At 70.1% G+C, this 24,810-nt stretch carries 21 protein-coding genes; 12 read left to right on the plus strand and 9 right to left on the minus strand.

Going from position 1 to position 24,810, the window contains the following annotated elements; all coding sequences use genetic code 11:
• Positions 1 to 16 precede the first annotated feature (16 nt).
• Positions 17 to 841 carry an isoprenyl transferase gene (locus tag ACIQ7Q_RS14100; protein ID WP_403860176.1) on the plus strand — a complete coding sequence of 275 codons (825 nt, stop codon included), beginning with the start codon at positions 17 to 19 and terminating at the stop codon, positions 839 to 841.
• Positions 842 to 981: 140 nt separating this feature from the next.
• On the opposite strand, the gene ACIQ7Q_RS14105 is transcribed toward ACIQ7Q_RS14100, so the two are convergent.
• From ACIQ7Q_RS14105 to ACIQ7Q_RS14120, 4 genes are all read right to left on the minus strand, one after another.
• Positions 982 to 1,407, minus strand: a complete 426-nt coding sequence (locus ACIQ7Q_RS14105) for a Fur family transcriptional regulator (RefSeq protein WP_403860179.1) — start codon at positions 1,405 to 1,407, stop codon at positions 982 to 984.
• A gap of 82 nt (positions 1,408 to 1,489) precedes the next feature.
• A complete protein-coding gene (locus tag ACIQ7Q_RS14110; RefSeq protein WP_403860182.1) occupies positions 1,490 to 2,407 on the minus strand; it encodes a metal ABC transporter permease in 918 nt (305 codons plus the stop codon).
• Entirely contained in the window at positions 2,404 to 3,168 is a 765-nt protein-coding gene (locus ACIQ7Q_RS14115; RefSeq protein WP_403860185.1) for a metal ABC transporter ATP-binding protein, read from the minus strand. The genes ACIQ7Q_RS14110 and ACIQ7Q_RS14115 overlap by 4 nt, the downstream gene beginning before the upstream one ends.
• A gap of 26 nt (positions 3,169 to 3,194) precedes the next feature.
• Complete coding sequence (locus ACIQ7Q_RS14120; RefSeq protein WP_403860188.1) at positions 3,195 to 4,187, minus strand: metal ABC transporter substrate-binding protein; 993 nt, start codon at positions 4,185 to 4,187, stop codon at positions 3,195 to 3,197.
• 144 nt (positions 4,188 to 4,331) lie between these two features.
• Here ACIQ7Q_RS14120 and ACIQ7Q_RS14125 point away from each other — a divergent pair, with 144 nt between their 5' ends.
• The 6 genes from ACIQ7Q_RS14125 (at position 4,332) to ACIQ7Q_RS14150 (ending at position 12,517) form a co-directional block, all read left to right on the plus strand.
• Positions 4,332 to 5,714, plus strand: a complete 1,383-nt coding sequence (locus ACIQ7Q_RS14125) for a glycine--tRNA ligase (protein WP_403860191.1) — start codon at positions 4,332 to 4,334, stop codon at positions 5,712 to 5,714.
• A gap of 103 nt (positions 5,715 to 5,817) precedes the next feature.
• Positions 5,818 to 6,030 (plus strand): hypothetical protein, encoded by a 213-nt coding sequence (locus ACIQ7Q_RS14130; RefSeq protein ID WP_403860194.1) that lies wholly within the window; start codon positions 5,818 to 5,820, stop codon positions 6,028 to 6,030.
• 319 nt (positions 6,031 to 6,349) lie between these two features.
• Positions 6,350 to 6,589 (plus strand): DUF6243 family protein, encoded by a 240-nt coding sequence (locus ACIQ7Q_RS14135; protein WP_403860197.1) that lies wholly within the window; start codon positions 6,350 to 6,352, stop codon positions 6,587 to 6,589.
• Between the two features lie 109 nt (positions 6,590 to 6,698).
• Positions 6,699 to 7,853: a tRNA dihydrouridine synthase DusB gene (dusB, locus tag ACIQ7Q_RS14140; RefSeq protein WP_403860200.1), complete on the plus strand. Its 1,155-nt coding sequence runs from the start codon at positions 6,699 to 6,701 to the stop codon at positions 7,851 to 7,853.
• A 392-nt stretch (positions 7,854 to 8,245) separates the two neighbouring features.
• Positions 8,246 to 10,954: a pyruvate, phosphate dikinase gene (gene ppdK / locus ACIQ7Q_RS14145; protein ID WP_403860203.1), complete on the plus strand. Its 2,709-nt coding sequence runs from the start codon at positions 8,246 to 8,248 to the stop codon at positions 10,952 to 10,954.
• A gap of 543 nt (positions 10,955 to 11,497) precedes the next feature.
• Entirely contained in the window at positions 11,498 to 12,517 is a 1,020-nt protein-coding gene (locus ACIQ7Q_RS14150; RefSeq protein WP_403860206.1) for an ArsR/SmtB family transcription factor, read from the plus strand.
• Here ACIQ7Q_RS14150 and ACIQ7Q_RS14155 read toward each other — a convergent pair.
• Positions 12,487 to 13,647: an alkaline phosphatase PhoX gene (locus ACIQ7Q_RS14155; RefSeq protein ID WP_403860209.1), complete on the minus strand. Its 1,161-nt coding sequence runs from the start codon at positions 13,645 to 13,647 to the stop codon at positions 12,487 to 12,489. The genes ACIQ7Q_RS14150 and ACIQ7Q_RS14155 overlap by 31 nt on opposite strands.
• A 252-nt stretch (positions 13,648 to 13,899) precedes the next feature.
• On the opposite strand from ACIQ7Q_RS14155, the gene ACIQ7Q_RS14160 reads away from it, so the two are divergent.
• A complete protein-coding gene (locus tag ACIQ7Q_RS14160; protein ID WP_403860212.1) occupies positions 13,900 to 14,322 on the plus strand; it encodes a VOC family protein in 423 nt (140 codons plus the stop codon).
• A gap of 133 nt (positions 14,323 to 14,455) precedes the next feature.
• On the opposite strand, the gene nirD is transcribed toward ACIQ7Q_RS14160, so the two are convergent.
• From nirD to ACIQ7Q_RS14175, 3 genes are read right to left on the minus strand one after another with little or no spacing between them, the layout of a single operon-like run.
• Entirely contained in the window at positions 14,456 to 14,818 is a 363-nt protein-coding gene (gene nirD, locus ACIQ7Q_RS14165; protein ID WP_403860581.1) for a nitrite reductase small subunit NirD, read from the minus strand.
• Positions 14,819 to 14,823: 5 nt separating this feature from the next.
• On the minus strand, positions 14,824 to 17,415 hold the full coding sequence (gene nirB, locus ACIQ7Q_RS14170; protein WP_403860215.1) for a nitrite reductase large subunit NirB: 2,592 nt from the start codon (positions 17,413 to 17,415) through the stop codon (positions 14,824 to 14,826).
• Between the two features lies 1 nt (position 17,416).
• Complete coding sequence (locus tag ACIQ7Q_RS14175) at positions 17,417 to 18,643, minus strand: NAD(P)/FAD-dependent oxidoreductase (RefSeq protein WP_403860218.1); 1,227 nt, start codon at positions 18,641 to 18,643, stop codon at positions 17,417 to 17,419.
• A 279-nt stretch (positions 18,644 to 18,922) separates the two neighbouring features.
• Here ACIQ7Q_RS14175 and ACIQ7Q_RS14180 point away from each other — a divergent pair, with 279 nt between their 5' ends.
• The gene (locus ACIQ7Q_RS14180; protein WP_403860220.1) at positions 18,923 to 19,711 is read left to right on the plus strand and encodes a sulfite exporter TauE/SafE family protein; all 789 of its coding nucleotides are present in this window, start codon (positions 18,923 to 18,925) and stop codon (positions 19,709 to 19,711) included.
• Between the two features lie 125 nt (positions 19,712 to 19,836).
• Here ACIQ7Q_RS14180 and ACIQ7Q_RS14185 read toward each other — a convergent pair whose 3' ends face one another.
• Positions 19,837 to 20,124, minus strand: a complete 288-nt coding sequence (locus tag ACIQ7Q_RS14185; protein WP_403860223.1) for a hypothetical protein — start codon at positions 20,122 to 20,124, stop codon at positions 19,837 to 19,839.
• 327 nt (positions 20,125 to 20,451) lie between these two features.
• Here ACIQ7Q_RS14185 and ACIQ7Q_RS14190 point away from each other — a divergent pair, with 327 nt between their 5' ends.
• The 3 genes from ACIQ7Q_RS14190 to ACIQ7Q_RS14200 are packed head-to-tail and all read left to right on the plus strand — an operon-like array spanning position 20,452 to position 24,668.
• The gene (locus ACIQ7Q_RS14190) at positions 20,452 to 21,063 is read left to right on the plus strand and encodes an NADPH-dependent FMN reductase (RefSeq protein WP_403860226.1); all 612 of its coding nucleotides are present in this window, start codon (positions 20,452 to 20,454) and stop codon (positions 21,061 to 21,063) included.
• Between the two features lie 12 nt (positions 21,064 to 21,075).
• Positions 21,076 to 22,809: an ABC transporter ATP-binding protein gene (locus ACIQ7Q_RS14195; RefSeq protein ID WP_403860229.1), complete on the plus strand. Its 1,734-nt coding sequence runs from the start codon at positions 21,076 to 21,078 to the stop codon at positions 22,807 to 22,809.
• Complete coding sequence (locus tag ACIQ7Q_RS14200; protein WP_403860232.1) at positions 22,806 to 24,668, plus strand: ABC transporter ATP-binding protein; 1,863 nt, start codon at positions 22,806 to 22,808, stop codon at positions 24,666 to 24,668. The genes ACIQ7Q_RS14195 and ACIQ7Q_RS14200 overlap by 4 nt, the downstream gene beginning before the upstream one ends.
• Positions 24,669 to 24,810: the final 142 nt, after the last annotated feature.

The raw sequence follows: 24,810 nt of genomic DNA on the forward strand, positions 1-24,810 counted from the left end.
AGGAGATGTGAGCCGCATGGCACGACGCGGAATCCTGGGCCGGTCCCGCCGCGAGTACAAGGTCCCCGAGCCGCACCCCTCCGGCGCCCGCCCGCCCAAGATCCCGGCCGAGCTGGTGCCGAACCACGTGGCGTGCGTCATGGACGGCAACGGCCGCTGGGCCAAGGAGCGCGGCCTGCCCCGCACCGAAGGCCACAAGGTCGGCGAGGGCGTCGTGCTCGATGTGCTCAAGGGCTGCCTGGAGATGGGCGTCAAGAACCTCTCCCTCTACGCCTTCTCCACCGAGAACTGGAAGCGCTCGCCCGACGAGGTGCGCTTCCTGATGAACTTCAACCGGGACGTCATCCGGCGCCGGCGTGACGAGATGGACGAGCTCGGCATCCGTATCCGCTGGGTCGGCCGGATGCCGAAGATGTGGAAGTCGGTCGTCCAGGAGCTCCAGGTCGCTCAGGAGCAGACCGTCGACAACGACGCGATGACGCTGTACTTCTGCGTCAACTACGGCGGCCGGGCCGAGGTCGCCGACGCGGCGCAGGCCATCGCGCGGGACGTGGCGGCGGGGAAGCTCGACCCGTCGAAGGTCAATGAGAAGACGTTCCAGAAGTACCTGTACTACCCGGACATGCCGGACGTCGACCTGTTCCTGCGCCCCAGCGGCGAGCAGCGCACCTCCAACTACCTGATCTGGCAGAGCAGCTACGCGGAGATGGTCTTCCAGGACGTGCTGTGGCCCGACTTCGACCGTCGCGATCTGTGGCGCGCCTGTGTGGAGTACGCCTCCCGCGACCGCCGCTTCGGTGGCGTGGACCCGGCGGACATGGCCGTGCTCGACAAGGCCTGAGCCCGGACAGGGCCCGAGCTCACGGACAGGGCCCGAGCCCACTCCAGAGGGGGTCGGGGCAACTGTGCGGCCGGCCGCCGATACGGAAGGGCCCGCACCGGATCGCTCCGGTGCGGGCCCCCTTCCGTATCGCCGGTCGCCTACTTGGCCGCGCACTCCTCGCAGGTGCCGAAGATCTCCACCGTGTGCGCCACGTTCACAAAGCGGTGCTGCGCGGCGATCGTCTCGGCCCACTGCTCCACAGCGGGTCCCTCGACCTCCACGGCCTTGCCGCACATCCGGCACACCAGGTGGTGATGGTGGTCGTCGGTGGAGCAGCGCCGGTAGACCGACTCGCCCTCGCTGGTGCGCAGCACGTCCACCTCGCCCGCATCGGCGAGGGACTGCAGCGTGCGGTAGACCGTCGTCAGGCCCACCGAGTCGCCGCGGTGCTTGAGCATGTCGTGCAGCTCCTGCGCACTGCGGAACTCGTCCACCTCGTCGAGCGCCGCCGCCACCGCGGCACGCTGCCGGGTCGACCGGCCTCGTACCGGGGCGGTGTTCCCGCCGGTTGGCGCCGTGGTCACAGGTGCCTCCTCGCTTCGCCCGCACATATGTCGGGCCATTGTGCCAGGCCCGGGGGCCGGGCCGTGCGGGCCTGTTCCGTGCTCAGACCCGGACGTCGTCCTCGGGGCGTCGGCTGCCCGGCACGCCCGCCGCGCACTCCGCCGCGCTCTGCCCGGTCGCCCCGCCGATCTTCGCAGCCTTTGCCCGCTGCCGCGCCAGCGGTGCGGCCAGCGCGGTCAGCGCGACGAACACGGCGATGGCGAGCAATACAATCGTCGCGCCGGGCGGCACGTCCCGGTAGTAGGACGTGGTGATTCCGGTCAGCGAGACCGCCACACCGATCCCCACCGCCAGCGCGAACGTCGCCCTGAACGACCGCGAGATCTGCTGCGCGGCGGCCACCGGCACCACCATCAGGGCGCTGACCAGCAGCAGTCCCACCACGCGCATGGCAACGCTGACCGTGACCGCGGCGGTCACCGCGACCAGCAGGTTCAGCGCACGCACCGGCAGGCCCGTCACACGGGCGAACTCCTCGTCCTGACTGACCGCGAACAGCTGCCGGCGGAGCCCCACCGACACCAGGACGACGAACGCCGCGAGCAGCACGATCGCCCACACGTCCTCCGCGGAAACCGTGGACAGGGAGCCGAACAGGTAGCTGGTGAGGTTCGCCGTGGACCCGCTCCCCGACAGCTCGATCAGCAGCACACCGCCCGCCATGCCGCCGTAGAACAGCATGGCCAGCGCGATGTCGCCGCGGGTGCGGCCGTAAGTGCGGATGAGCTCCATCAGGACGGCGCCGAGCACCGAGACCAGCGTCGCCATCCAAATGGGGTTGGTCGACAGCAGGAAGCCGAGACCCACGCCGGTCATCGCGACGTGGCCGATTCCGTCGCCCATCAGCGCCTGCCGGCGCTGCACCAGATAGATGCCGACGGCGGGGGCGGTGATGCCGACCAGCAGTGCCGCGATCAGCGCCCGCTGCATGAACGGCGTCTCGAGCATTTCCAGGGTCATGTCAGCAGTCCCGTGCGGAGCGGCTCGTCGGCCGCATGCGGATGTACGTGGTCGTGCCCGGGCAGGGCGTGCTGTCCGACCGCCTCCGGCGGCGGCCCGTCGTGGACCACGCAGCCGTCGCGCAGCACCACGGCTCGGTCGATCAGCGGCTCCAGCGCGCCCAGCTCGTGCAGCACCAGCAGCACCGTCGTCCCGGCGGCGACCTGCTCGCGCAGCGTCCCTGCCAGCACGTCCTGGCTGGCCAGGTCCACGCCCGCCATCGGCTCGTCCATGATCAGCAGTTCGGGCTCGGAGGCGAGCGCGCGGGCGATCAGCACCCGCTGGTGCTGCCCGCCGGACAGGGCGCTCACCGAGTCCTTGGCGCGGTCGCCCAGGCGGACGAGCTCGATGGCGCGCTGCACAGCCGCCCGGTCGCCCCGCGAGGGCAGGCCGAAGCGGGCGTGTGACAGGCGGCCGGAGGCCACGACCTCCCGCACGGTCGCCGGCACACCGCTCGCGGCGGTCGTGCGCTGCGGGACGTAGCCCACCCGTGCCCATTGCCGGAAGCGGCGCAGCTCGGTGCCGAACAGCTCGACCCGGCCTTCGGTGAGCGGCACCTGGCCGATCACGGACCGCACGGCGGTGGACTTGCCGGAGCCGTTGGCCCCGAGCAGGGCGACGACCTCACCGCGTTGGACGGTGAGGTCGACGCCGCGCAGGACGGGGCGCGAGCCGAGCGTCGCCCGGGCTCCGCGGACGGATATGACAGGCTCGCTGCTCATGGGGGGCCGCCTCTCCTGGGACTGCGTCACTTGGCGCCGAGTGCCTTCTGCAGCGCGGCGAGGTTGGACCGCATGACCTCGATGTAGTCATCGCCCTTCGACCTGTCGGTGATTCCCTCGAGCGGGTCGAGGACGTCCGTCTTGAGGCCGGTGTCCGCCGCGAGGGTCTTGGCGGTCCTGTCGCTGGCGAGCGTCTCGAAGAAGACGGTGGTGACCTTGTCCTTCTTCGCGATCGTCTGGAGCTCCTTGATACGGGCCGGGCTGGGCTCGGACTCGGGGTCGACGCCCGCGATGCCCTCCTGGTCCAGGCCGTAGCGCTCGGCGAGGTAGCCGAAGGCGGAGTGCGTGGTGATGAACGTCTTCGTGGCGGCGTTCTTCAGGCCCTGCTCGAAGTCGGTGTGCAGGGTGGTGAGCTTCGCGACGAGCGCGTCGGTGTTCTTCCTGTAGTCCGTGGCGTGCTCGGGGTCGGCCTTCTCCATCCGGGCGCCGACACCCTTGGCGACCTCGGCGTACTTCACGGGGTCGAGCCAGATGTGCGGGTCGGCGCCGGCCTCCGCTTCGTGCTCCTCGTGCCCGGCTTCCTCGTGCCCGGCCTCCTCGTGGCCCTCGTCGTGCCCGTGGTCGTGGCCGCCCTCCGTGCCGTGGTGCTCGAGCTTCGTGAGGGTGGCGGCGTCCACCTTGTGGTCGGCGGTCGATTCCTCGATGGCCTTGTCCACGGCGGGCTGGACGCCCTTGAGGTAGAGGATCAGACCGGCGTCGTTCAGCTCGGCTGTCTGGCGGGGCTTGAGCTCCAGGTCGTGCGGCTCGACGCCCGGCTTGGTGAGGGCGGTGACGGAGACGTTCTCGCCGCCGATCTGCTCGGCGAGATACTGCATGGGGTAGAACGACGCGGCGACCTTGAGCTTGCCGTCGCCGTCGGCGCCGGAGGCGTCGGGCGTGGAGCAGGCGGAGACGGCCATGAGGCCGAGCGCGACCGCTCCGGCAGTGGCGGCGGTGGGTATGAGGCGTCGTACGTTCATGACAGTCATTTTCAACAAAATCGGAAACGATTGTCAATAAACCCCGTGGTCGGCTCCATCACCCCACCGATTTGATCCGGGGGGTGCGGCCGCCGGTAACCTGAAGCATTAGCCGTTCGTCGCCGTCGTAATGAAGAGAGCACCGTGGCCGCCGACAAGATCGACACCATCGTCAACCTGAGCAAGCGCCGTGGCTTTGTCTACCCCTGCAGCGAGATCTACGGCGGTCAGAAGGCCGCCTGGGACTACGGGCCGCTCGGTGTCGAGCTCAAGGAGAACATCAAGCGCCAGTGGTGGCGCTACATGGTCACCTCGCGTGAGGACGTCGTCGGTATTGACTCGTCGGTGATCCTGGCCACCGAGGTCTGGGAGGCCTCCGGCCACGTCGCCACCTTCACCGACCCGCTCACCGAGTGCACCTCCTGCCACAAGCGCTACCGCGCCGACCACCTCGAGGAGGCGTACGAGGAGAAGCATGGCCGCCTCCCCGAGAACGGCCTCGCCGACCTGAACTGCCCCAACTGCGGCAACAAGGGCACCTTCACCGAGCCCAAGCAGTTCTCCGGCCTTCTCGCCACCCACCTCGGCCCCACCCAGGACTCCGGCTCGGTCGCCTACCTGCGTCCCGAGACCGCCCAGGGCATCTTCACCAACTTCGGCCAAGTGCAGCAGACTTCGCGCAAGAAGCCGCCGTTCGGCATCGCGCAGATGGGCAAGTCCTTCCGGAACGAGATCACTCCGGGCAACTTCATCTTCCGCACCCGTGAGTTCGAGCAGATGGAGATGGAGTTCTTCGTCAAGCCCGGCGAGGACGAGGAGTGGCAGCAGTACTGGATGGACCAGCGCTGGAACTGGTACCGCGACCTGGGTCTCCGTGAGGAGAACATGCGCTGGTACGAGCACCCCCAGGAGAAGCTCTCCCACTACTCCAAGCGCACCGCGGACATCGAGTACCGCTTCCAGTTCGGCGGCAGCGAGTGGGGCGAGCTCGAGGGCGTCGCGAACCGCACCGACTACGACCTCTCCGCGCACTCCAAGGCCTCCGGCACGGACCTGTCGTACTTCGACCAGGAAGCCGGCGAGCGCTGGACGCCGTACGTCATCGAGCCCGCCGCCGGTGTCGGCCGCGCCATGCTCGCCTTCCTCCTCGACGCCTACAACGAGGACGAGGCCCCCAACGCCAAGGGCGTCATGGAGAAGCGCACTGTGATGCGCCTCGACCCGCGCCTCGCGCCCGTCAAGGTCGCCGTCCTGCCGCTGTCCCGCAACCCGCAGCTCTCGCCGAAGGCCAAGGGCCTCGCCGCCGACCTGCGCAAGAACTGGAACATCGAGTTCGACGACGCCGGCGCCATCGGCCGCCGCTACCGCCGCCAGGACGAGATCGGCACCCCGTTCTGCGTCACCGTGGACTTCGACACCCTCGACGACAACGCGGTGACCGTGCGCGAGCGCGACACCATGAAGCAGGAGCGCGTCTCGCTGGACCAGATCCAGGGCTACCTGGGCAGCCGCCTGCTGGGCTGCTGAGCCCCGTGGCGTTCGAAGCCCCCGGTTCCGGGTAACGGGACCGGGGGCTTCGTGCACACTGGGCCCACGCCGTTCCGGATTCGGCCGGGCAGAGGAGGCGCACATGCCGTCGATGACCACCAGCAAGGTCGCCAGATGGGACCAGCACGGGCGGGAACACGTCGTGCAGGTCAAAAAGGCCGGCGTGCAGCGGCAGTTGACCTGCAGCACCTGCGACTGGCGCAAGAACGCGCAGTTCCTGCCGTGGCTCAAGGCGGAGGAGCACCTCGCGGAGGCGCATCAGGCGACGGTGGACCCGACGGCCCAGGACGGTTGAGGCGCTGGGGCAGCTGAACGCGCCGGGACTACTAAGGCCGGGACTACTAAGGCCGGGACTACTGAGGCCGGGGCTCCTGAGGCCGGGGCTCCTGAGGCCGGGGCTCCTGCGGCCGGTACGGCCGCGCGGCACCGGTCGAGCCCGTGGCCGACGCTCGTCCATGTGACCACGCCCGAAAACCTGGTGTCATCGTCCCGTCCGGCACGGTAGCGTTTCCGGCATGTCTTCGTTCTTCCAGATCTACGAGTGAGAGGGCGGCGGTCTTCCGCCCCCGTCCGACGTTTCCCGAGTCACTTCTCACCACATATGGGAGAGCCCCATGGCCAAGAGCCGGAACAACCTCCTCGGCGTCGGCGGACAGCGCAAGAAGCTGTCCCGCGCCGACCAGCAGGGCAACGGCCCCACCCGTAACGCCAGCCGCAAGGCCGCCGCCGACCAGAAGCAGGAGCTGCTGCGCAAGATGCGCGAGCGCGCTCAGGGCAAGTCGGAGGACCAGCCGCAGGGCGACGAGGCCGCCCCCCAGGCGGACACCGCGGCCCCGCAGGAGGGCCAGGCCTGAGCAACAGCAGCACACCAGGGCCCGGACCGCAGAGGCGGTCCGGGCCCTCGTGCGTCCCGGAGCCGGTCGTGGCCGACAGCCGAGCCCGGCGGTGCGCGACAATGGGCGAATGACCACGCTCGCCCCCGCCTCCACGAACGCCCTCCGGATCGGCCCGCACGCGGTGCAGCCGCCGGTGGTTCTCGCGCCCATGGCCGGTATCACGAACGCCCCCTTCCGCACGCTGTGCCGTGAGTTCAGCGGCGGGAAGGGGCTGTTCGTCAGCGAGATGATCACCACGAGGGCGCTGGTCGAGCGCAACGAGAAGACGATGCAGCTGATCCACTTCGACGAGACGGAGACGCCGCGTTCGATCCAGCTGTACGGGGTGGACCCGGTCACCGTCGGCAAGGCCGTGCGGATGATCGTGGACGAGGACCTGGCCGACCACATCGACCTGAACTTCGGCTGCCCGGTGCCCAAGGTCACCCGCAAGGGCGGCGGCTCCGCCCTCCCGTACAAGCGGCCGCTGCTGCGGGCGATCCTGCACGAGGCCGTGTCCAACGCCGGCGCCCTGCCGGTCACCATGAAGATGCGCAAGGGCATCGACGACGACCACATCACCTACCTGGACGCCGGCCGTATCGCGGTCGAGGAGGGCGTCACGGCCATCGCGCTGCACGGGCGCACGGCGGCGCAGCACTACGGCGGCACGGCCGACTGGGACGCGATCGCCCGCCTCAAGGAGCACGTCCCGGAGATCCCGGTGCTCGGCAACGGCGACATCTGGTCGGCGGACGACGCGATGCGGATGGTGCGCGAGACGGGCTGTGACGGGGTGGTCGTGGGCCGCGGGTGCCTCGGGCGGCCATGGCTGTTCGCAGACCTGATGGCGGCCTTCGAGGGGCGGACGGGGGAATCCGCGCAGCCGACGCTGCGTGAGGTCGCGGACGTGATGCTGCGGCACGCGACGTTGCTGGGGGAGTGGATCGGCGACGAGTCGCGCGGAGTGATCGACTTCCGCAAGCACGTGGCCTGGTACCTGAAGGGTTTCGCGGTCGGCTCCGACATGCGCAAGAAGCTGGCGATCACGTCGTCGCTGGACGAGCTGGGCGCTCAATTGAGCGCGCTGGATCTGGAGCAGTCGTGGCCCACGGGCGCGGACGGCCCGCGCGGGCGGACATCCGGGAACAACCGGGTCGTACTGCCCGACGGCTGGCTGAGGGATCCGTACGACTGCGCCGGCATCAGCGCCGACGCGGAACTGGACACGTCAGGCGGCTGACGACCGCCGATGGGTCCGGATGATGGAATTCTGCCGCCTCGAGCGGCGTGATTCTCGCCACCCCTGATAGGGGGTGCGCTCAGATGAGCGATTTTCGGGCGACTGCACCTCTCAAAGGGTGGCACTCAGTGCCACCCTTTTGGCCTTCGGGGCATTGAGTGACACGTCACTCTCTGTCCCCCCGGATGGCAGCCCCGGCCGCGTTGCGTGATCATTCGTTCAGGAGTTGAAAAGAAGGGTCTATACCTCCGACCGCCTCAAGCACTTTCGATCTGCTGGCGGACGAGTGGTTAAGGCCGTATGACGCGCAAGTGGACGTACCCACACGCCTTCGATCTGGGTATGTTCCTCGCCGTCAGGGCAGCCACCGAGTCCTCGAGGAGTCGAGACCCGTGTCGGAAAACAAAGATCAGAAGTTCGTCTACGACTTCACCGAGGGCAACAAAGACCTCAAGGACCTTCTCGGCGGGAAGGGTGCGAACCTCGCCGAGATGACCAACCTCGGTCTTCCCGTCCCTCCGGGCTTCACGATCACCACCGAGGCGTGCAAGGTCTACCTCGACAGCGGTGAAGAGCCGGGCGCGCTCCGCGACGAGGTGAGTGCCCACCTCGACGCCCTCGAGCAGTCGATGGGCAAGAAGCTCGGCCAGGCCGACGACCCGCTGCTGGTATCCGTACGGTCGGGCGCCAAGTTCTCGATGCCCGGCATGATGGACACCGTCCTCAACATCGGCCTCTCCGACGAGTCGGTGGCGGGCCTCGCCCAGCAGGCCGGCGACGAGCGCTTCGCCTGGGACTCCTACCGCCGCCTCATCCAGATGTTCGGCAAGACCGTGCTGGGCGTCGACGGCGAGCTCTTCGAGGAGGCCCTCGAGGAGGCCAAGGCCGCCAAGAAGGTCACCGTCGACACCGATCTCGACGCGGCGGACCTGAAGAAGCTGGTCAAGCAGTTCAAGAAGATCGTCAAGGCCGAGGCCGGACGCGACTTCCCGCAGGACGCCCGCGAGCAGATGGACCTCGCCATCCACGCGGTCTTCGACTCCTGGAACACCGACCGCGCCAAGCTCTACCGCCGTCAGGAGCGCATTCCCGGCGACCTCGGCACCGCGGTCAACGTCTGCTCCATGGTCTTCGGCAACCTGGGCCCCGACTCGGGCACCGGCGTCGCCTTCACCCGCGACCCCGCCTCCGGCCACCAGGGCGTCTACGGCGACTACCTGCAGAACGCGCAGGGCGAGGACGTCGTCGCCGGTATCCGCAACACGGTGCCGCTCGCCGAGCTGGAGTCGATCGACAAGACGTCGTACGACCAGCTGATGCAGATCATGGAAACCCTCGAGACGCACTACAAGGACCTGTGCGACATCGAGTTCACCATCGAGCGCGGCCAGCTGTGGATGCTGCAGACCCGCGTCGGCAAGCGCACCGCCGGTGCCGCCTTCCGCATCGCCACCCAGCTCGTCGACCAGGGCCTCATCGACGAGGCGGAGGCGCTCCAGCGCGTCAACGGCGCCCAGCTCGCGCAGCTGATGTTCCCGCGCTTCGACGAAAAGGCGAAGACCGAGCTGCTCGGCCGCGGTATCGCCGCCTCCCCGGGCGCGGCCGTCGGCAAGGCCGTCTTCGACTCCTACACCGCGGTCAAGTGGTCGCGCTCCGGCGAGAAGGTCATCCTCATCCGCCGTGAGACCAACCCCGACGACCTGGACGGCATGATCGCCGCCGAGGGCATCCTCACCTCGCGCGGCGGCAAGACCTCACACGCCGCCGTCGTCGCCCGCGGCATGGGCAAGACCTGCGTCTGCGGCGCCGAGGACCTCGAGGTCGACACCAAGCGCCGCCGGATGACGGTGAACGGCACCGTCATCGAGGAGGGCGACGTCGTCTCCATCGACGGCTCCACCGGCAAGGTCTACAAGGGCGAAGTGCCCGTCGTGCCCTCCCCGGTCGTCGAGTACTTCGAGGGCCGGATGCACGCCGGCGCCGACGACGCCGACGAACTGGTCGCCGCCGTGCACCGGATCATGGCGTACGCGGACCGGGTGCGCCGCCTGCGGGTACGGGCCAACGCCGACAACGCCGAGGACGCGATGCGCGCCCGCCGTTTCGGCGCCCAGGGCATCGGCCTGTGCCGCACCGAGCACATGTTCCTCGGTGAGCGCCGCGAAATGGTCGAGAAGCTGATCCTCGCGGACACCGACGACGAGCGCGAAGAGGCGCTGCGGGCGCTGCTTCCCCAGCAGAAGCAGGACTTCGTCGAGCTGTTCGAGGCCATGGACGGCCTGCCGGTGACGGTGCGCCTGCTCGACCCGCCGCTGCACGAGTTCCTGCCCGACATCACCGAGCTCTCGGTGCGTGTCGCCCTCGCGGAGGCCCGCAAGGACTCCAACGAGAACGACCTGCGCCTGCTGCAGGCCGTGCACCGGCTGCACGAGCAGAACCCGATGCTGGGTCTGCGCGGTGTGCGCCTCGGGCTTGTCATCCCCGGCCTGTTCACCATGCAGGTGCGGGCCATCGCGGAGGCCGCCGCACAGCGCATCGAGGCCAAGGGCGACCCGCGTGCCGAGATCATGATTCCGCTCGTGGGCACCGTCCAGGAGCTGGAGATCGTGCGCGAGGAGGCCGAGCAGGTCATCGCCGAGGTGCAGCAGCGGACCGGTATCGAGCTGAAGCTGGCGCTCGGCACGATGATCGAGCTGCCCCGTGCCGCGCTGACCGCCGGTCAGATCGCGGAGGCCGCGGAGTTCTTCTCCTTCGGTACCAACGACCTCACCCAGACCGTGTGGGGCTTCTCCCGGGACGACGTGGAGGCCAGCTTCTTCACCGCGTACCTGGAGAAGGGCATTTTCGGGGTCTCGCCGTTCGAGACCATCGACAAGGACGGCGTCGGCTCGCTCGTACGCAGCGCGGTGGAGGCCGGCCGGGCCACGCGGCCCGACCTCAAGCTCGGCGTCTGCGGTGAGCACGGCGGCGACCCGGAGTCCGTGCACTTCTTCCACGAGGTGGGCCTGGACTACGTCTCCTGCTCGCCGTTCCGCATCCCGGTGGCGCGGCTCGAGGCCGGCCGCGCGGCGGCCCAGTCGTCGGGCAGCGACTCCCGGTAGGCGCAGGGAGCGGCCACAAGCAGGGGCGGGTGCCCGGTCGGGGGCGCCCGCCCCTTCGGCGTGCCCGGGCGCCTTCCGTGTGCCCCGGCGACCTCTGCCTGCCCTGGCGCCCCGGGCGCCTTCCCGGCTCTCACGCCTGTCGGGTCGGGGAGGTTCTTGTTGAATCGTGAGTCAGTCGAAATTCTGTTGAACGACGTATCAGCGCGCGCCCGGATCTCAACAGCAAGCGAATTTCTGCCATTCGCGCCGCAGAAAAGTGGACGGAGCGCGGCCGACGGATCCCCACCCGTCGACCGCGCTCCATTACCCGTGCCGGACACGGAGCCGCAACCTCCAGCACCGCCGCCGGACGCGCAAAGCCCCCCACGGTCCTCGCTGCGTCACATCGGTGAAGTAGGTTTCATGCCCGACGTCGTACAGCTTTTCGGTTGACCCCCAGCCCACGCGAGGCGTTTCAACTGTGGCCGAAACACCGTGGTAACGTCCTGTGACTGCATGCATACTCAGTGATCGGGGCGATTGCGGGTGCACCATGGGGGTTCAGTGCTTCGTATTCATTTCAATGCGGACGACCTGGCGCGAGTGAGGATGGCGGCCAGGCCGGACGCTTTGTGGGAATCGATTCTCAGTTTTCACCGATTGCGCGACCGAAGGGGTGGAATGGCCTTCGGTGAATGGCGCTCCGAAGCCCGGCAGCGGTTGAAAAGTGAAACACGACTGCTCTCCGCGCTCGTGCCCCAGCGCGGTTATTTCCCGGATTTCCTGACGCCTACGGAGGGCTCGGACGGCATCGACACGGGCCTCGAGGCACTGCGGGACACGCCCCCCGCTCGCCTGCACGCCGAGGTGGCCCTCCTGTCCGCCCACCGCTCGCCGCTGCGCACGCTGCCCGGCCGGCTCGTCTCGCTCGCCGAGGGCAAGGCGGAGTCGGTCGCCCGGCTCGTAGCGGTGCTGCGCGCGTACTACCAGGCGGCCGTGGAGCCGTACTGGACGCACATCCTGGGCCGGGTGGAGGCGGACCGCGCCGCCCGCGGCCGTGCGCTGCTCGACGGCGGCGCGGGCGAACTCCTCGCCTCCCTGCCGCCGGTGCTGCGCTGGCGCGCGCCCGTCCTGGAGGCCGAATATCCCGTCGACCGCGAACTGCATCTGAACGGGCGGGGTCTGCTCCTGCAGCCGTCGTTCTTCTGCCGGGGGACACCGGTCGTCTACCGCGACACGTCCCTGCCGCCGGTCCTCGTCTATCCGCTCTCGCACAACCACGAGCCCGCCGCCGGTGAGGTCGTGGGCGCCTCTCTGGGCCGCCTCGTGGGCCATACGCGCTCCGCGGTGCTCCAGGCCATCCGCAACGGCTGTACGACCAGTGAACTGGCCCGCAGGGCGGGCGTCTCCCTCGCCTCCGCGAGCCAGCACGCCGCCGTGCTGCGCGAGGCCGGCCTGGTGGTGACCCTGCGCCACGGCAACGCGGTGCTGCACTCGCTCACCCCGCTGGGCGCCGCCCTGCTGCGCGGCGGCGCCACACCGGAGCCCGAGCGTTACGCGCGGAACGGGCCGGTCACCTCGTAGGTGATGCCGCCCGAGGAACTACTGCTGGTGCCGCGCTGGCTGGAGAAGTACAGCCGGCTGCCGTCGGGCGAGAAGGCCGGGCCGCAGATCTCGGACCCGGACTGGCCGCCCACTCGCAGGAACGGCGCGACGACGTCGTCCGGGGTGATCACACAGATCTCCATGTTGCCGCCGTCCTCCGCGACGAACAGGTCGCCGGACGTGGCGCCGGTGACGTTGTCCACCCCGGTCAGCGGCGCGGAGCCGCCGACGACCAGCGAGTCGTCGTAGGCCAGTTCGTAGGTGTTCGAGGTGAGGTTGAGCTGCCAGAGCCGGTTGTCGCCCTTGGTGGTGAACCAGACGGTGTCGTTGGCGTAGTAGCAGCCCTCGCCGCCGTTGAACTTCTTCGACCCGGACACCTGGCTGCGCGTCGCGGTCGGGGAGCCGTCCGGGTCGGGCACGGCGGCCCAGCTGAAGGAGCCGGATGTCGCGGTGCCGGCCACCAGCACCTGGAGGGTGCCGGAGGACAGATTGCCCCAGGTGGTGGGGATGAAGCGGTAGAGGCAGCCGTTGCTCTCGTCCTCCGTCAGGTAGATCACCTTGCGCACCGGGTCGGCCGCCGCGGCCTCGTGCTTGAAGCGGCCCATGGCGGCACGGCGTACGGCGGCGTTCACGCCGTACGGGTCGGTCTCGTAGACGTAGCCGAGGCTGACCTCCTCGCAGGACAGCCAGGTGTTCCAGGGCGTCTTGCCGCCCGCGCAGTTCTGGCGGGTGTCGGACAGGATGCGGTAGGCGCCGGTGATCGCGCCGGTCGAGGAGAACTTCACCGCGCTCGCGCCGCCGGCGGGGTTGATCTCCGAGTTGGAGACGTAGATCCAGCCGGTGCCGTCGGCGTAACAGGCCCCTCCGTCGGGGGCGTTGTGCCAGGTGTACGAGGTGGAGCCGACCCTCTGGCCGGAGCGGGCTATCACCCGGCTGCTGAACCCGGCCGGCAGTTGGATGCCGTTCGCGTCCGCCGGGCGGAGCGCCCCGTAGGGGCCGGAACCGGGCTGTGCGGGGGCCGCGGAGGCGGCGCCCTGCCACAGCGTGAAGCCGAAGGCTGCGGCTGACGTGCCGACGACCGCTCCGCGCAGGAAGCTGCGACGTTCCACTTGTCACTCCAGTTGGGGATGACCGCCCGCGGGGCCGGCCGGCACCGCGGGGTGGGGCGGTGAAGGAACCTACGGGCACAGGGTTGCGCCCACTTCAACGGAGCGTGAAGGCGGCAGGGCGCGCCTCGGCAAAATTCTTCCCCGGTGGCGATGACTATCGGGCGTTCCGCCCGTCTACCCCTCGAACGCAGCGAACAGCTTCGCGGCGACATGCACGCACCGCACCGCGGCGCACGACCGGGAGAGACCACCATGCCTCAGATGATCTTCGTCAACCTGCCCGTCAAGGACCTCGAGACCAGCAAGGCCTTCTGGAGCAAGCTGGGTTACTCCTTCAACCCGCAGTTCACGGACGAGAACGCGGCCTGCCTCGTCTTCAGCGACACCATCTTCGCCATGCTGCTGACCGAGGCGCGCTTCAAGGATTTCACCAAGAAGGACATCGCCGACGCCGCCACCACCACGGAGACCATCCTGGCCCTCAGCGCGGACAGCCGGGAGAAGGTCGACGAGCTGGTGGACGCCGCTCTCGCCGCCGGCGGCTCGCCCGCCAATGACACCGCCGACTACGGCTTCATGTACAACCGTTCCTTCCAGGACCCCGACCACCACATGTGGGAGGTCGCATGGATGGACGTCGAGGCGATGGAGCAGGCGATGGCCGAGGGCGAGTGACCCGGCGGCGCTCGGCAGGGGATTCCAAGGGGGACTGCCGCTCACGCGTCGCGAAGGGTCAGGGCAGTGACAGACGACGCGTGAGCGGAGTATTCGAGCGGTACGGCCGCTGAGCGCAGCCGTGCCTCGTACCTCAGTGCAGCCGTACCTCGTACGCGGTCACTGCCGTCGACTCGTCGTCGAGGCAGCGCCCGCTCCCCAGGTCGAAGCGCTGCTTGAGCAGCGGAGAAGCGACGAACGGCCGACCGGCCAGCGAGCCGAGCAGGCCCCGCGAGAGAACCTGCGCGCCGGTGAACGGATCGCGGTTGTCGATGGCGTACGGCCGGCCCTCGCGGTCCACGAACAGCGCCGCCTGACGGCCGTCGGGCAGCAGGGCGGCCAGTCCCCGGCCCGGGACGAGACGGGACAGCGGGCACACCGCCAGCCACTCGTCGCCCACCAGGAGCTGCAGCTGCGTGTCCGTCTCGGGGGTGAGCTGCTCGGGTGTGATCGTCATTGCGGTCATCGGGCGGCACCTTCCAGGGCGTCTTCCAGCGTGCGGATGGACAGCAGCGGCAGGTCGGGCTTGACCTGGTCGCGCTCGGGCACGAACTTCACCGTCGGGTCCGGGGTGTCGGGGGCGTTGACGAACGACACGAAGCGCAGCAGCCGTTCGGGGTCGTTCAGCGTCTCGGCCCACTCGTCCCGGTAGCCGGCGACATGGTCGGCCATCAGCGACTCCAGCTCGGCGCAGATGCCCAGCGAGTCGTGCACGACCACGTCCCGTACGTGGTCCAGGCCGCCCTCGATGCGCTCCAGCCAGGTGGAGGTGCGCTCGAGGCGGTCGGCGGTGCGGATGTAGAACATCAGGAAGCGGTCGATCAGCCGGACCAGTTCGGCGTCCGAGAGATCCTGGGCGAGCAGGTCGGCGTGGCGCGGAGTCGCGCCGCCGTTGCCGCCGACGTACAGGTTCCAGCCGTTCGCCGTCGCGATCACGCCGAAGTCCTTCGACTGGGCCTCCGCGCACTCGCGCTGGCAGCCGGAGACCGCCGACTTCAGCTTGTGGGGGGAGCGCAGCCCCCGGTAGCGCAGCTCCAGGTCGATCGCCATGCGCACCGAGTCCTGCACGCCGTAACGGCACCAGGTCTGCCCCACACAGGACTTCACCGTGCGCAGTGCCTTGCCGTAGGCGTGCCCGGACTCGAAGCCTGCGTCCACCAGCCGTGCCCAGATCTGCGGCAGCTGGTCGACGCGCGCGCCGAACATGTCGATCCGCTGACCGCCGGTGATCTTCGTGTAGAGACCGAAGTCACGGGCCACCTCACCGATCACGATCAGCTTCTCCGGAGTGATCTCGCCGCCGGGGATGCGCGGCACGATCGAGTACGAGCCGTTCTTCTGCAGGTTGGCGAGGTGGTGGTCGTTCGTGTCCTGCAGCGCCGCCTGCTCGCCCTCCAGGACATAGCCGCTGGCCCCGATCGTCGGCGCGAGCGAGGCGATGATCGAACCGACCGTCGGCTTGCAGATCTCGCACCCGTCGCCTCCCCTGGCCGCCTCACGGCCGTGCGAGTCGAGCAGCCGCTGGTACGAGGTGATGCGCAGAGCGCGCACGATCTCGTACAGCTCCTGGCGGGTCTGGCCGAAGCAGCCGCACAGGCCCTTGTCGACCTCGACGCCCGACGCCTCCAGTTCGGCGTTGACGAGCTGGCCGAGGACCTTGACGCAACTTCCGCAGCCCGTACCGGCCTTGGTGCACTTCTTCACCTCGGGCACGGTCGTGCAGGAGTGCTCGGTGACCGCGCCGCGGATCGTTCCCTTGGTGACGTTGTGGCAGGAGCAGACGACCGCCTCGTCGGGCAGCGTGGAGGGACCGAGCGCGACCGGCGCACCGGCGCCGGCGGGCAGCACCAGCTGCTCGGGGGGCATCGGCGGCACGGAGCCGGTGAAGGCGCGCAGCGTGCCGTAGGACTCGGCGTCACCGACCAGGATTCCGCCGAGCAGTTCGCCCCCGGGACCGACGACCAGTTTCTTGTAGACACCGGCGCGGGAGTCGGAGTACACGACGTCGAGACAGCCGTCGGCCGCGCCGTGCGCGTCACCGAAGGAGGCCACGTCCACACCGAGCAGCTTCAGCTTGGTGGAGGTGTCCGCGCCGGCGAACGACGACACCTCGCCGTCCAGGGCGGCGGCCGCGGCCTCCGCCATCTCGTAGCCCGGTGCGACCAGACCGTAGACCCGGCCGTCCGCCGCCAGCGCGCACTCGCCGATCGCGAAGACCGCCGGGTCGGAGGTGCGGCACTGCTCGTCGACGATGATGCCGCCGCGCTGGCCGACCGCGAGTCCCGCGTCGCGGGCGAGCTGGTCCCGGGGCCGCACGCCGGCGGAGAAGACGACCAGGTCGGTGGCGAGCGTCGAACCGTCCGAGAGTGCCATGCCGTCGACGGCGCCGTCGTCGTCGGCCAGGACCTCCTGGGTACCGACGCCCGTGTGGACGCTCAGCCCCATGTTCTCGATGGTGCGCAACAGCGCCGCCCCTCCGCCGTCGTCCACCTGCACCGGCATCAGGCGCGGCGCGAACTCCACGATGTGGGTCTCCAGGCCCAGCCCTTTGAGGGCGCCCGCCGCCTCGAGGCCGAGCAGACCGCCGCCGACGACGGCGCCGACGCGCGCCGTCTTGGCGTACTCCTCGATCGCCAGGAGGTCCTCGATGGTGCGGTAGACGAAGCAGCCCTCCGCGTCCTTGCCGGGCACCGGAGGCACGAACGGGTACGAGCCGGTGGCCAGCACCAGCGTGTCGTACGCGATCGTCCGGCCTGCGCGGGAGGTGACGATGCGGGCGGCGGTGTCGACTGTCTCCGCCGGGTCGTCCAGGTGCAGTTCGATGCCGTGCTTCTCCATGAAGCCGTCCTCGACCATGGACAGGTCGTCGGGCGTGTTCCCGGAGAAGTACGAGGTCAGACGGACCCGGTCGTAGGCAGGGCGGGGCTCCTCGCACAGCACGACGATCCGCGCCCGCCCAGTGATGCCCCGCTCGGCGAGGGCCTCCAGGAATCGCTGGCCGACCATCCCGTGGCCGACGACCACGATCGTGGGGGTGGTGGACATCGCAGGCATGTCAGAGGCCTCCATCATTGGTGAGCAGGTGGAGCAGGGGGAGGGAGTCCGGCAGGGCCTCGTCGCCCTCCCAGGCCCGGGCGAGCGCGCCCACGGACGCGAGATCCCCGAGCAGAACGCCGCCGACGAGCCGGTCCCCGCGGACGACGACCTTGCGGTAGGCGCCGCGGGTGGCGTCGGCGAGCTGAACGACGTCGTCCCCCGGGCGGGGAGTCGGGTCGCCGAACGCGGCGAGGTCGAGCGGACTCGTCGACGAGGCCAGCGTCAGCCGGGTCAGCGCCCGGGTGCCGGTGTAGCGGGCCGTGGCGCCGCTGCCCGGCACGGAGGCGTTGAGCACGGACGCGAGGGCGTCCGCCTGCTCCAGCGCGGGGCCCGCCAGCCCGTGGACGACGCCGTTGTGCTCGGCGCAGTCGCCGATGGCGTGGATGTACGGGTCGGAGGTGCGCAGCTCGTCGTCGACGACGATGCCGCGCCGCACCTCGAGCCCGGCGTCCACGGCCAGACCGACCCGGGGCCGCACCCCGCAGGCGAGCACCACGATCTCGGCGTCGAGCGCGAAACCGTCGGCCAGGACCACCGCGCCGACCGCCCCTTCGGGGGTGCTCCGCAGTCCGCGGACCCGGCACTCGGTGTGCACCTCGACGCCGAGGAGCTCCAGGTGCGCGCGCAGCAGCCCGGACGCGGACACGTCCAGCTGGCGTTCCATCAGGTGCTCGCCCTGCTGGGCCAGCACCACCTTTGCGCCGCGGGTGGCCAGCGCACGGGCCGCGGAGACGCCGAGCAGCCCGCCGCCGACGACCACCGCACGCGTCGCCGGGCCCACCGCCGCGGACAGGGCCTCGCAGTCGTCGAGGGTGCGGAAGGGGTGGACACCGTCCGGGAGCCCGGGGGCGCCCGGTGCGCCGTTGCCGCGCAGCGGCGGCAGTACCGGGTTGGAGCCGGTCGCGAGCACGAGCCGGTCGTATGCCACCGTCGTGCCGTCCGCGCAGTGCACGAGCCGCAGGTCACGGTCGATGGCGGTCGCTCGCACACCGCGCCGCACCGGCACCTCGGGCAGGGCGATCACCTCGGGGCCGTACCGCCCCGCGAGCACCTCCGCGAGCAGCACCCGGTTGTACGGGGCGTGCGTCTCCTCGCCCAGGACCGTGACGCGGGCGCCCGCGCCGAGCTGACGCGCGAGCCGCGCGCCTGCCGTCCCGCCGCCGATCACCACGATCTCCGAAGTCATACGAGCAGCGTGCGTCGCCGGTGTTACCCGGCAGGTTCCCTTCTGTTTCCCGCGGGGAACCTTGCGCTCAGCGGGGGCGGAGGCGGGGTGTGAGGCGGGGCGGGCCGCTGCGCGGGGCGCGGACACCGGGGGGCTCTCCCCTGGACCCCCGGCCCTCGACCTCCCCAAAGGGCTTGCAGCCGGCCGCGGGGATGCCTTCTGCGCTCCGGACCTCAGACGTCGCTCAAGTCTTCGGAGATCGTTGGACGACACATGTATCCCGTCCATAGGGTCGCGATCGTGCCCGACATATCGCTGACCACCCTCGTCCTCCTCTGTCTCGCCGCCGCCGTGGCCGGCTGGATCGACGCCGTCGTGGGCGGCGGCGGTCTGCTGCTGCTGCCCGCGCTGCTGCTCGGTCTGCCGCAGGTCCCGGTCGCGCACGTCCTCGGCACCAACAAGGCCGTCGCCATCGTCGGCACGTCGGGTGCGGCGGTCACCTATGTGCGCAAGGCGCCGGTGCAGGTGAGGACGGCGGTACGGATCGGACTCGCGGCGGTCGCGGGCTCGATGGGCGGCGCGTTCTTCGCGGCGGGCATCAGCAGCGACGTACTGCGTCCGGTGATCATGGTGGTGCTGCTCGGCGTCGCCGCGTTCGTGATGCTGCGCCCTTCGTTCGGCACGGCCGCCGCCGACATCGACAAGCAGCGCGTCACCCGCACCCGAACCGTCACGGCGATCGTTCTCGTCGGCGGCGGCATCGGCTTCTATGATGGCCTCTTCGGCCCGGGCACCGGCACGTTCCTGGTCCTGGCACTCACCGCGGTGCTCCATCTCGATCTGCTCACCGCTTCGGCCACCGCCAAGATCGTCAACGTGTGCACCAACGGCGGCGCGCTCGCGATGTTCGCCTACCAGGGCACCGTGCTGTGGCGGCTGGCCGCACTGATGGCCGTGTTCAACCTGGCAGGCGGCATGTTCGGGGCCCGTATGGCGCTGCGGAAGGGCAGCGAGTTCGTCCGCGGGGTGCTGCTGGTCGTCGTCTTCTCGCTGGTCGCGAAGCTCGGCTTCGACCAGTGGACGGCGTGAGGCAGGCGAAGCTGCCGGCCCTCGAGCGTCACCGCCGGCAGAAGTCGCCCCGCCCCCGTCGGCTCAGGGCCTGACGGGAGCGGGGGATCCGGCGGTACGAGGGACGGTAGGGGGGTACCGGTCCGTCAGCCTCTCTGCGCGCCGCTCGCCCGGCGGCGCAGGAGCAGCGTTCCGCCCACGGCGGCTGCGGTCAGTACCGCCGCGCCCGCCGCGATCTTGGCGATGTCGGGAACCACGCTTCCGCCGACACCGGATATGACATGCCCCCTCGTCCCGGGCTTCGTGCCCGGGGTGGCGGGCGACGGGGACACCTCCAGCTCTCCGAAGGCTCCGGTATACGTCCCGTGGGCACCGAAACCGGCCGTGGCAGGCACTGTCGCGATGCCGGGCAGCGGGCGGGCGGTGGCGCGCATGGGACCTCCGGGGAGCGCGTGGTGCGGTGTGTCGTCCTTCCAGAGGTAAGAGGCACGCCGTGACCCGCGCCTGCTGATGGCGACTCAGATTCCGTCGTCCGGCACGGCGTGGTGCCCTGGACAGAGAGCGTCGCCGCAGGTCGCGGAGGTCGGCACCGCGCCGGCCGGGCGTGTCGCGTCCACCGGACCGAACGGGTGACAGGCGCCGGGCCCGTTCGCGCCGACCGGGCGGCCGGGCCCGGCGCGAAAGGCCCTTCGGGCGGCCGACGAGATTGATCGCAGTCGGCGCTTGACCTCAACCAAACTTGAGGTACCAAGCTCCTCGGCATGGACATCAACACGCCTGACACCCCGACCGTCCTCGCCCCTCTCAAGCTCACCGTCATCATCGGCAGCAACCGCGACGGCCGCTTCGGGCCCACCATCGCCCGATGGTTCCTCTCGCGCGCCGCTCGGCGCGAGGACTTCACCGTCGAGGTCGTCGACCTGGCCGACGCCGACCTGCCCACCGCGCTCTCCTTCAACCCCTCGCCCGAGGTGACGGCCGAGCTGGCCAAGGTCACCCCTCAGCTCGCCGGCGCCGACGCCTTTGTCGTCCTCACGCCCGAGTACAACCACTCCTTCCCGGCCGCCCTCAAGAACCTCATCGACTGGCACTTCGCCGAGTGGCAGGCCAAGCCCGTCGGCTTCGTCTCCTACGGAGGGATCTCCGGCGGGCTGCGTGCCGTCGAACAGCTGCGCCAGGTCTACGCCGAGCTCCACGCCGTCACCGTCCGCGACACGGTGTCCTTCCACAACGCGGGCGCCCTCTTCGACGACGCCGGCAACCACCGCGACCCGAGCGCCGCCGATGCCGCCGCCAAGACGATGCTGGACCAGCTGTTCTGGTGGGGCCATGCCCTGCGGTCCGCCAAGTCCGTCCGCCCCTACGCGAGCTGAGGCTGACGGGCCGTGCTGCTCACACTCGTGGTCGCCCGTCTGGGCCCCTACCGCAGGACGATCGTGCTGGTCGTCCTCCTCCAACTGATCCAGTCCCTGGCCGCCCTCTTTCTGCCCACCCTCAACGCCGACATCATCAACAACGGTGTACTGCGCGGCGACGCCGGCCATGTGCTGTCCACCGGCGCCCTGATGATCGCCGTCACGGTCCTCCAGGTCGCCGCCGCGGCAGCCGCTGTATTCTGCTCCGCCCGGATCGCCATGGGCATCGGCCGTGATCTGCGCTCGGCCGTCTTCCACCACGTCCAGGACCTGTCGGTACGCGACGTGGGACGCTTCGGCGCCTCGTCCCTGATCACCCGCACCACCAACGACGTCCAGCAGGTGCAGACCCTCGCCCTCCTCGTTCTGACCATGCTGGTCGCTGCCCCCCTCATGTGCCTCGGGGGCATCGCGATGGCACTCTCCCAGGACGTTCCCCTGGCCCTGCTCCTGCTGCTGTTCGTACCGGTCCTCGCCCTGTCCGTCGGGGTGATCGTCCGACGCCTGCCACCGGTCTTCCGCTCGATGCAGAAGCGGATCGACCTGGTCAACCGGGTGATCCGTGAGCAGATCACGGGCATCCGCGTCATCCGTGCCTTCGTCCGCGACCGGCACGAGCAGCAGCGCTTCGGGCAGGCCAACGACGCCCTCCTCGCCGCCGGTCTGCGGGCCGGCCGGCTGCAGGCGCTGATGTTCCCGACCGTCCTGATCGTCTGGGAATTCGCGACGGTCGCCATCATCTGGACCGGCGGCCACCGGCTCGACTCCGGCTCACTGCAGGCGGGTTCGATCGTCGCCTTCCTCGGCTACCTGACACAGATCCTGATGGCCGTGATGATGGGGCTGTTCCTCATGATGCATCTGCCGCGCGCCGAGGTCAGCGCCGAGCGCATCCGGGAGATCCTCGACACGGCGCCGAGCGTCGTGCCGCCATCAGCCCCCGTCCACCGGCTGAACGGGCCTGGCGAACTCCGTCTGAGGGACGTCGACTTCAGCTACCCGGGCGCCGAGGAGCCCGTCCTGCGGCACGTGACCCTCAGCGCACGCCCCGGCCGTGTCACCGCCCTCATCGGTTCCACCGGCAGCGGCAAGACGACCCTGCTGAGCCTGGCGGCACGGCTGTTCGACGCCACTGGCGGCGACGTGCGGGTCGGGGGAGCGGACGTGCGGGACCTCGAGCCGGCGCTGCTCGCCCGCACCGTCGGACTCGTCGCCCAGAAGCCGTACCTCTTCTCCGGAACCGTCGCCTCCAACCTGCGGTACGGAAAGCCGGACGCCACCGACGAAGAGCTCTGGCACGCACTCGAGGTCGCCCAGGCCGCCGACTTCGTACGGCAGCTCGACGCCGGCCTCGACGCCCCCGTCTCCCAGGGCGGCGCCAACCTCTCCGGCGGGCAGCGCCAACGCCTCGCCATCGCCCGTGTGCTGGTGTCCCGGCCCGCCGTCTACCTCTTCGACGACTCGTTCTCCGCGCTCGACCACGCCACCGACGCGGCCCTGCGCCGGGCACTCGCCCAGGAGACCGCCGAAGCGACCGTCCTGATCGTCGCCCAGCGCGTGTCCACCATCCGCGACGCCGACCGGATCGTCGTCCTCGAGGAGGGCCGCGTCGTCGGCAGCGGCACCCACGACGAACTCATGAGGGACAGCGACACCTACCGGGAGATCGTGCTGTCCCAGCTCACAGGAGAGGAAGCCGCATGAGCCCCGCACCGCAGCGCCGCGGCCCGGCCGTGCAGCACCGCGGCCCCGGCGGCATCGGCTCGCCGACCCTGGAACGGTCCCTGAACTTCCGCGCGTCCGGCTTGCGACTGCTACGCATGACCGGACCGGAACGGGCCCTGCTCCTCGGCGTCCTCGCGACGGGCACGGGAGCCGTCGCCCTCGCCGTACTCGCACCGAAAATCCTCGGCCACGCCACCGATCTCGTCGTCGACGGCGCGGCCGGGCCGGGCGGCGTCGACTTCAGGGCGGTCGGCGAGGTGCTGGCCGGCGTCCTCCTCCTGATCGCCGTCTCCTCCGGGCTCACCCTGATCCAGATGCGGCTCGCGATGACCGTGGTGCAGCGCCTCGGCCACCGGCTGCGCGCGCAGGCCGAGACGAAGCTGTCGCGGCTGCCGCTCGCCTACTTCGACAAGCAGCTTCGCGGCGAGGTGCTCAGCCGTGCCACCAACGACATCGACAACATCACCCAGACCATGCAGCAGGCGTTCAGCCAGATGGTGCGGGCCGTGCTCACCATCGTCGGCGTCCTGATGATGATGTTCTGGATCTCGCCGCTGCTGGCACTGGTCGCCCTGGCGACCGTGCCGTTGTCGGTGGTGGTGGCGGCGTTCATCGGCAGGCGGGCCCAGCCGCAGTTCGTCCGGCAGTGGTCCGTGACGGGCAGACTGAACGCCCACGTCGAGGAGATGTACACCGGTCACGCGGAGGTCCGCTCCTTCGGCCGCCGCGAGGAGGCCGTACGGACCTTCGACGAGCTCGGCGAGCAGCTGTACGCGTCGAGTCTGCGCGCCCAGGTCATGTCGGGCTTCATCCAGCCGGCCCTCGGCTTCGTCGGCAACCTCAACTACGTGCTGATCGCGGTCGTCGGCGGACTGCGGGTGGCCTCCGGGTCGTTGTCGATCGGCGACGTCCAGGCCTTCGTGCAGTACTCCTACGAGTTCAACGGCCCCATCAACCAGGTCGCCGCGATGGCCAACCTCCTCCAGTCGGGCGTGGCGTCCGCCGAGCGCGTCTTCGACCTGCTGGACGCCGAGGAGGAGTCCGCGGAGCCATCGCGGCCGCAGCGCCCGCCGGTGAAGGACGGCAGAACCCCGGGGCGGGTGTCCTTCGAGAAGGCGGCCTTCCGCTACGAGCCCGGCAAGCCGCTGATCGAGGACCTGTCGCTCATCGTCGAACCGGGCCGTACGGTCGCGATCGTCGGCCCGACCGGGGCGGGCAAGACCACCCTCGTCAACCTGCTGATGCGGTTCTACGAAGTCACGGGCGGCCGCATCCTGCTCGACGGCGTCGACATCGCGCGGATGTCCCGGAACGAACTGCGCTCCGGGATCGGGATGGTGCTGCAGGACACCTGGCTGTTCGGCGGCACGATCGCCGACAACATCGCCTACGGGGTGCCGGGCGACGTCTCCCGGGAACAGGTCGTCGCCGCGGCGATGGCCACCCACGCCGACCGGTTCATCCGCACGCTGCCCGACGGCTACGACACCGTCGTCGACGAGGAGGGCTCCGGCCTGAGCGCGGGGGAGAAGCAACTCCTCACCATCGCCCGCGCCTTCCTCACCGAACCCTCCATCCTCGTGCTCGACGAGGCCACCAGCTCCGTGGACACCCGCACCGAGGTGCTCATCCAGCGGGCGATGTCCTCCCTGCGCGAGGGGCGCACCAGCTTCGTCATCGCGCACCGGCTGTCCACGATCCGGGACGCGGACGTGATCCTGGTGATGGATGCCGGGCGGATCGTGGAGCAGGGCACGCACGACGAGCTGCTGGCCCTCGATGGCGCGTACGCCCGGCTGTACGCCGCCCAGTTCGCGGCGGCCGGGGCCGGGGCGTAGCCGCTGTGCGTACGGTGGCGGGGGGGGGGGGGGCCCGCCCCCCCCCCCCCCCCCCACACCACCCCAAAACCCCCCCCCCCACCCCAAAGAGCCCCCGCCCGGGGCCAAAACCCCCCCCCCCCCCCCCCCCGAAACCCGAATA

The organism is Streptomyces sp. NPDC096176 (assembly GCF_044763255.1).
Lineage (GTDB): Bacteria > Actinomycetota > Actinomycetes > Streptomycetales > Streptomycetaceae > Streptomyces.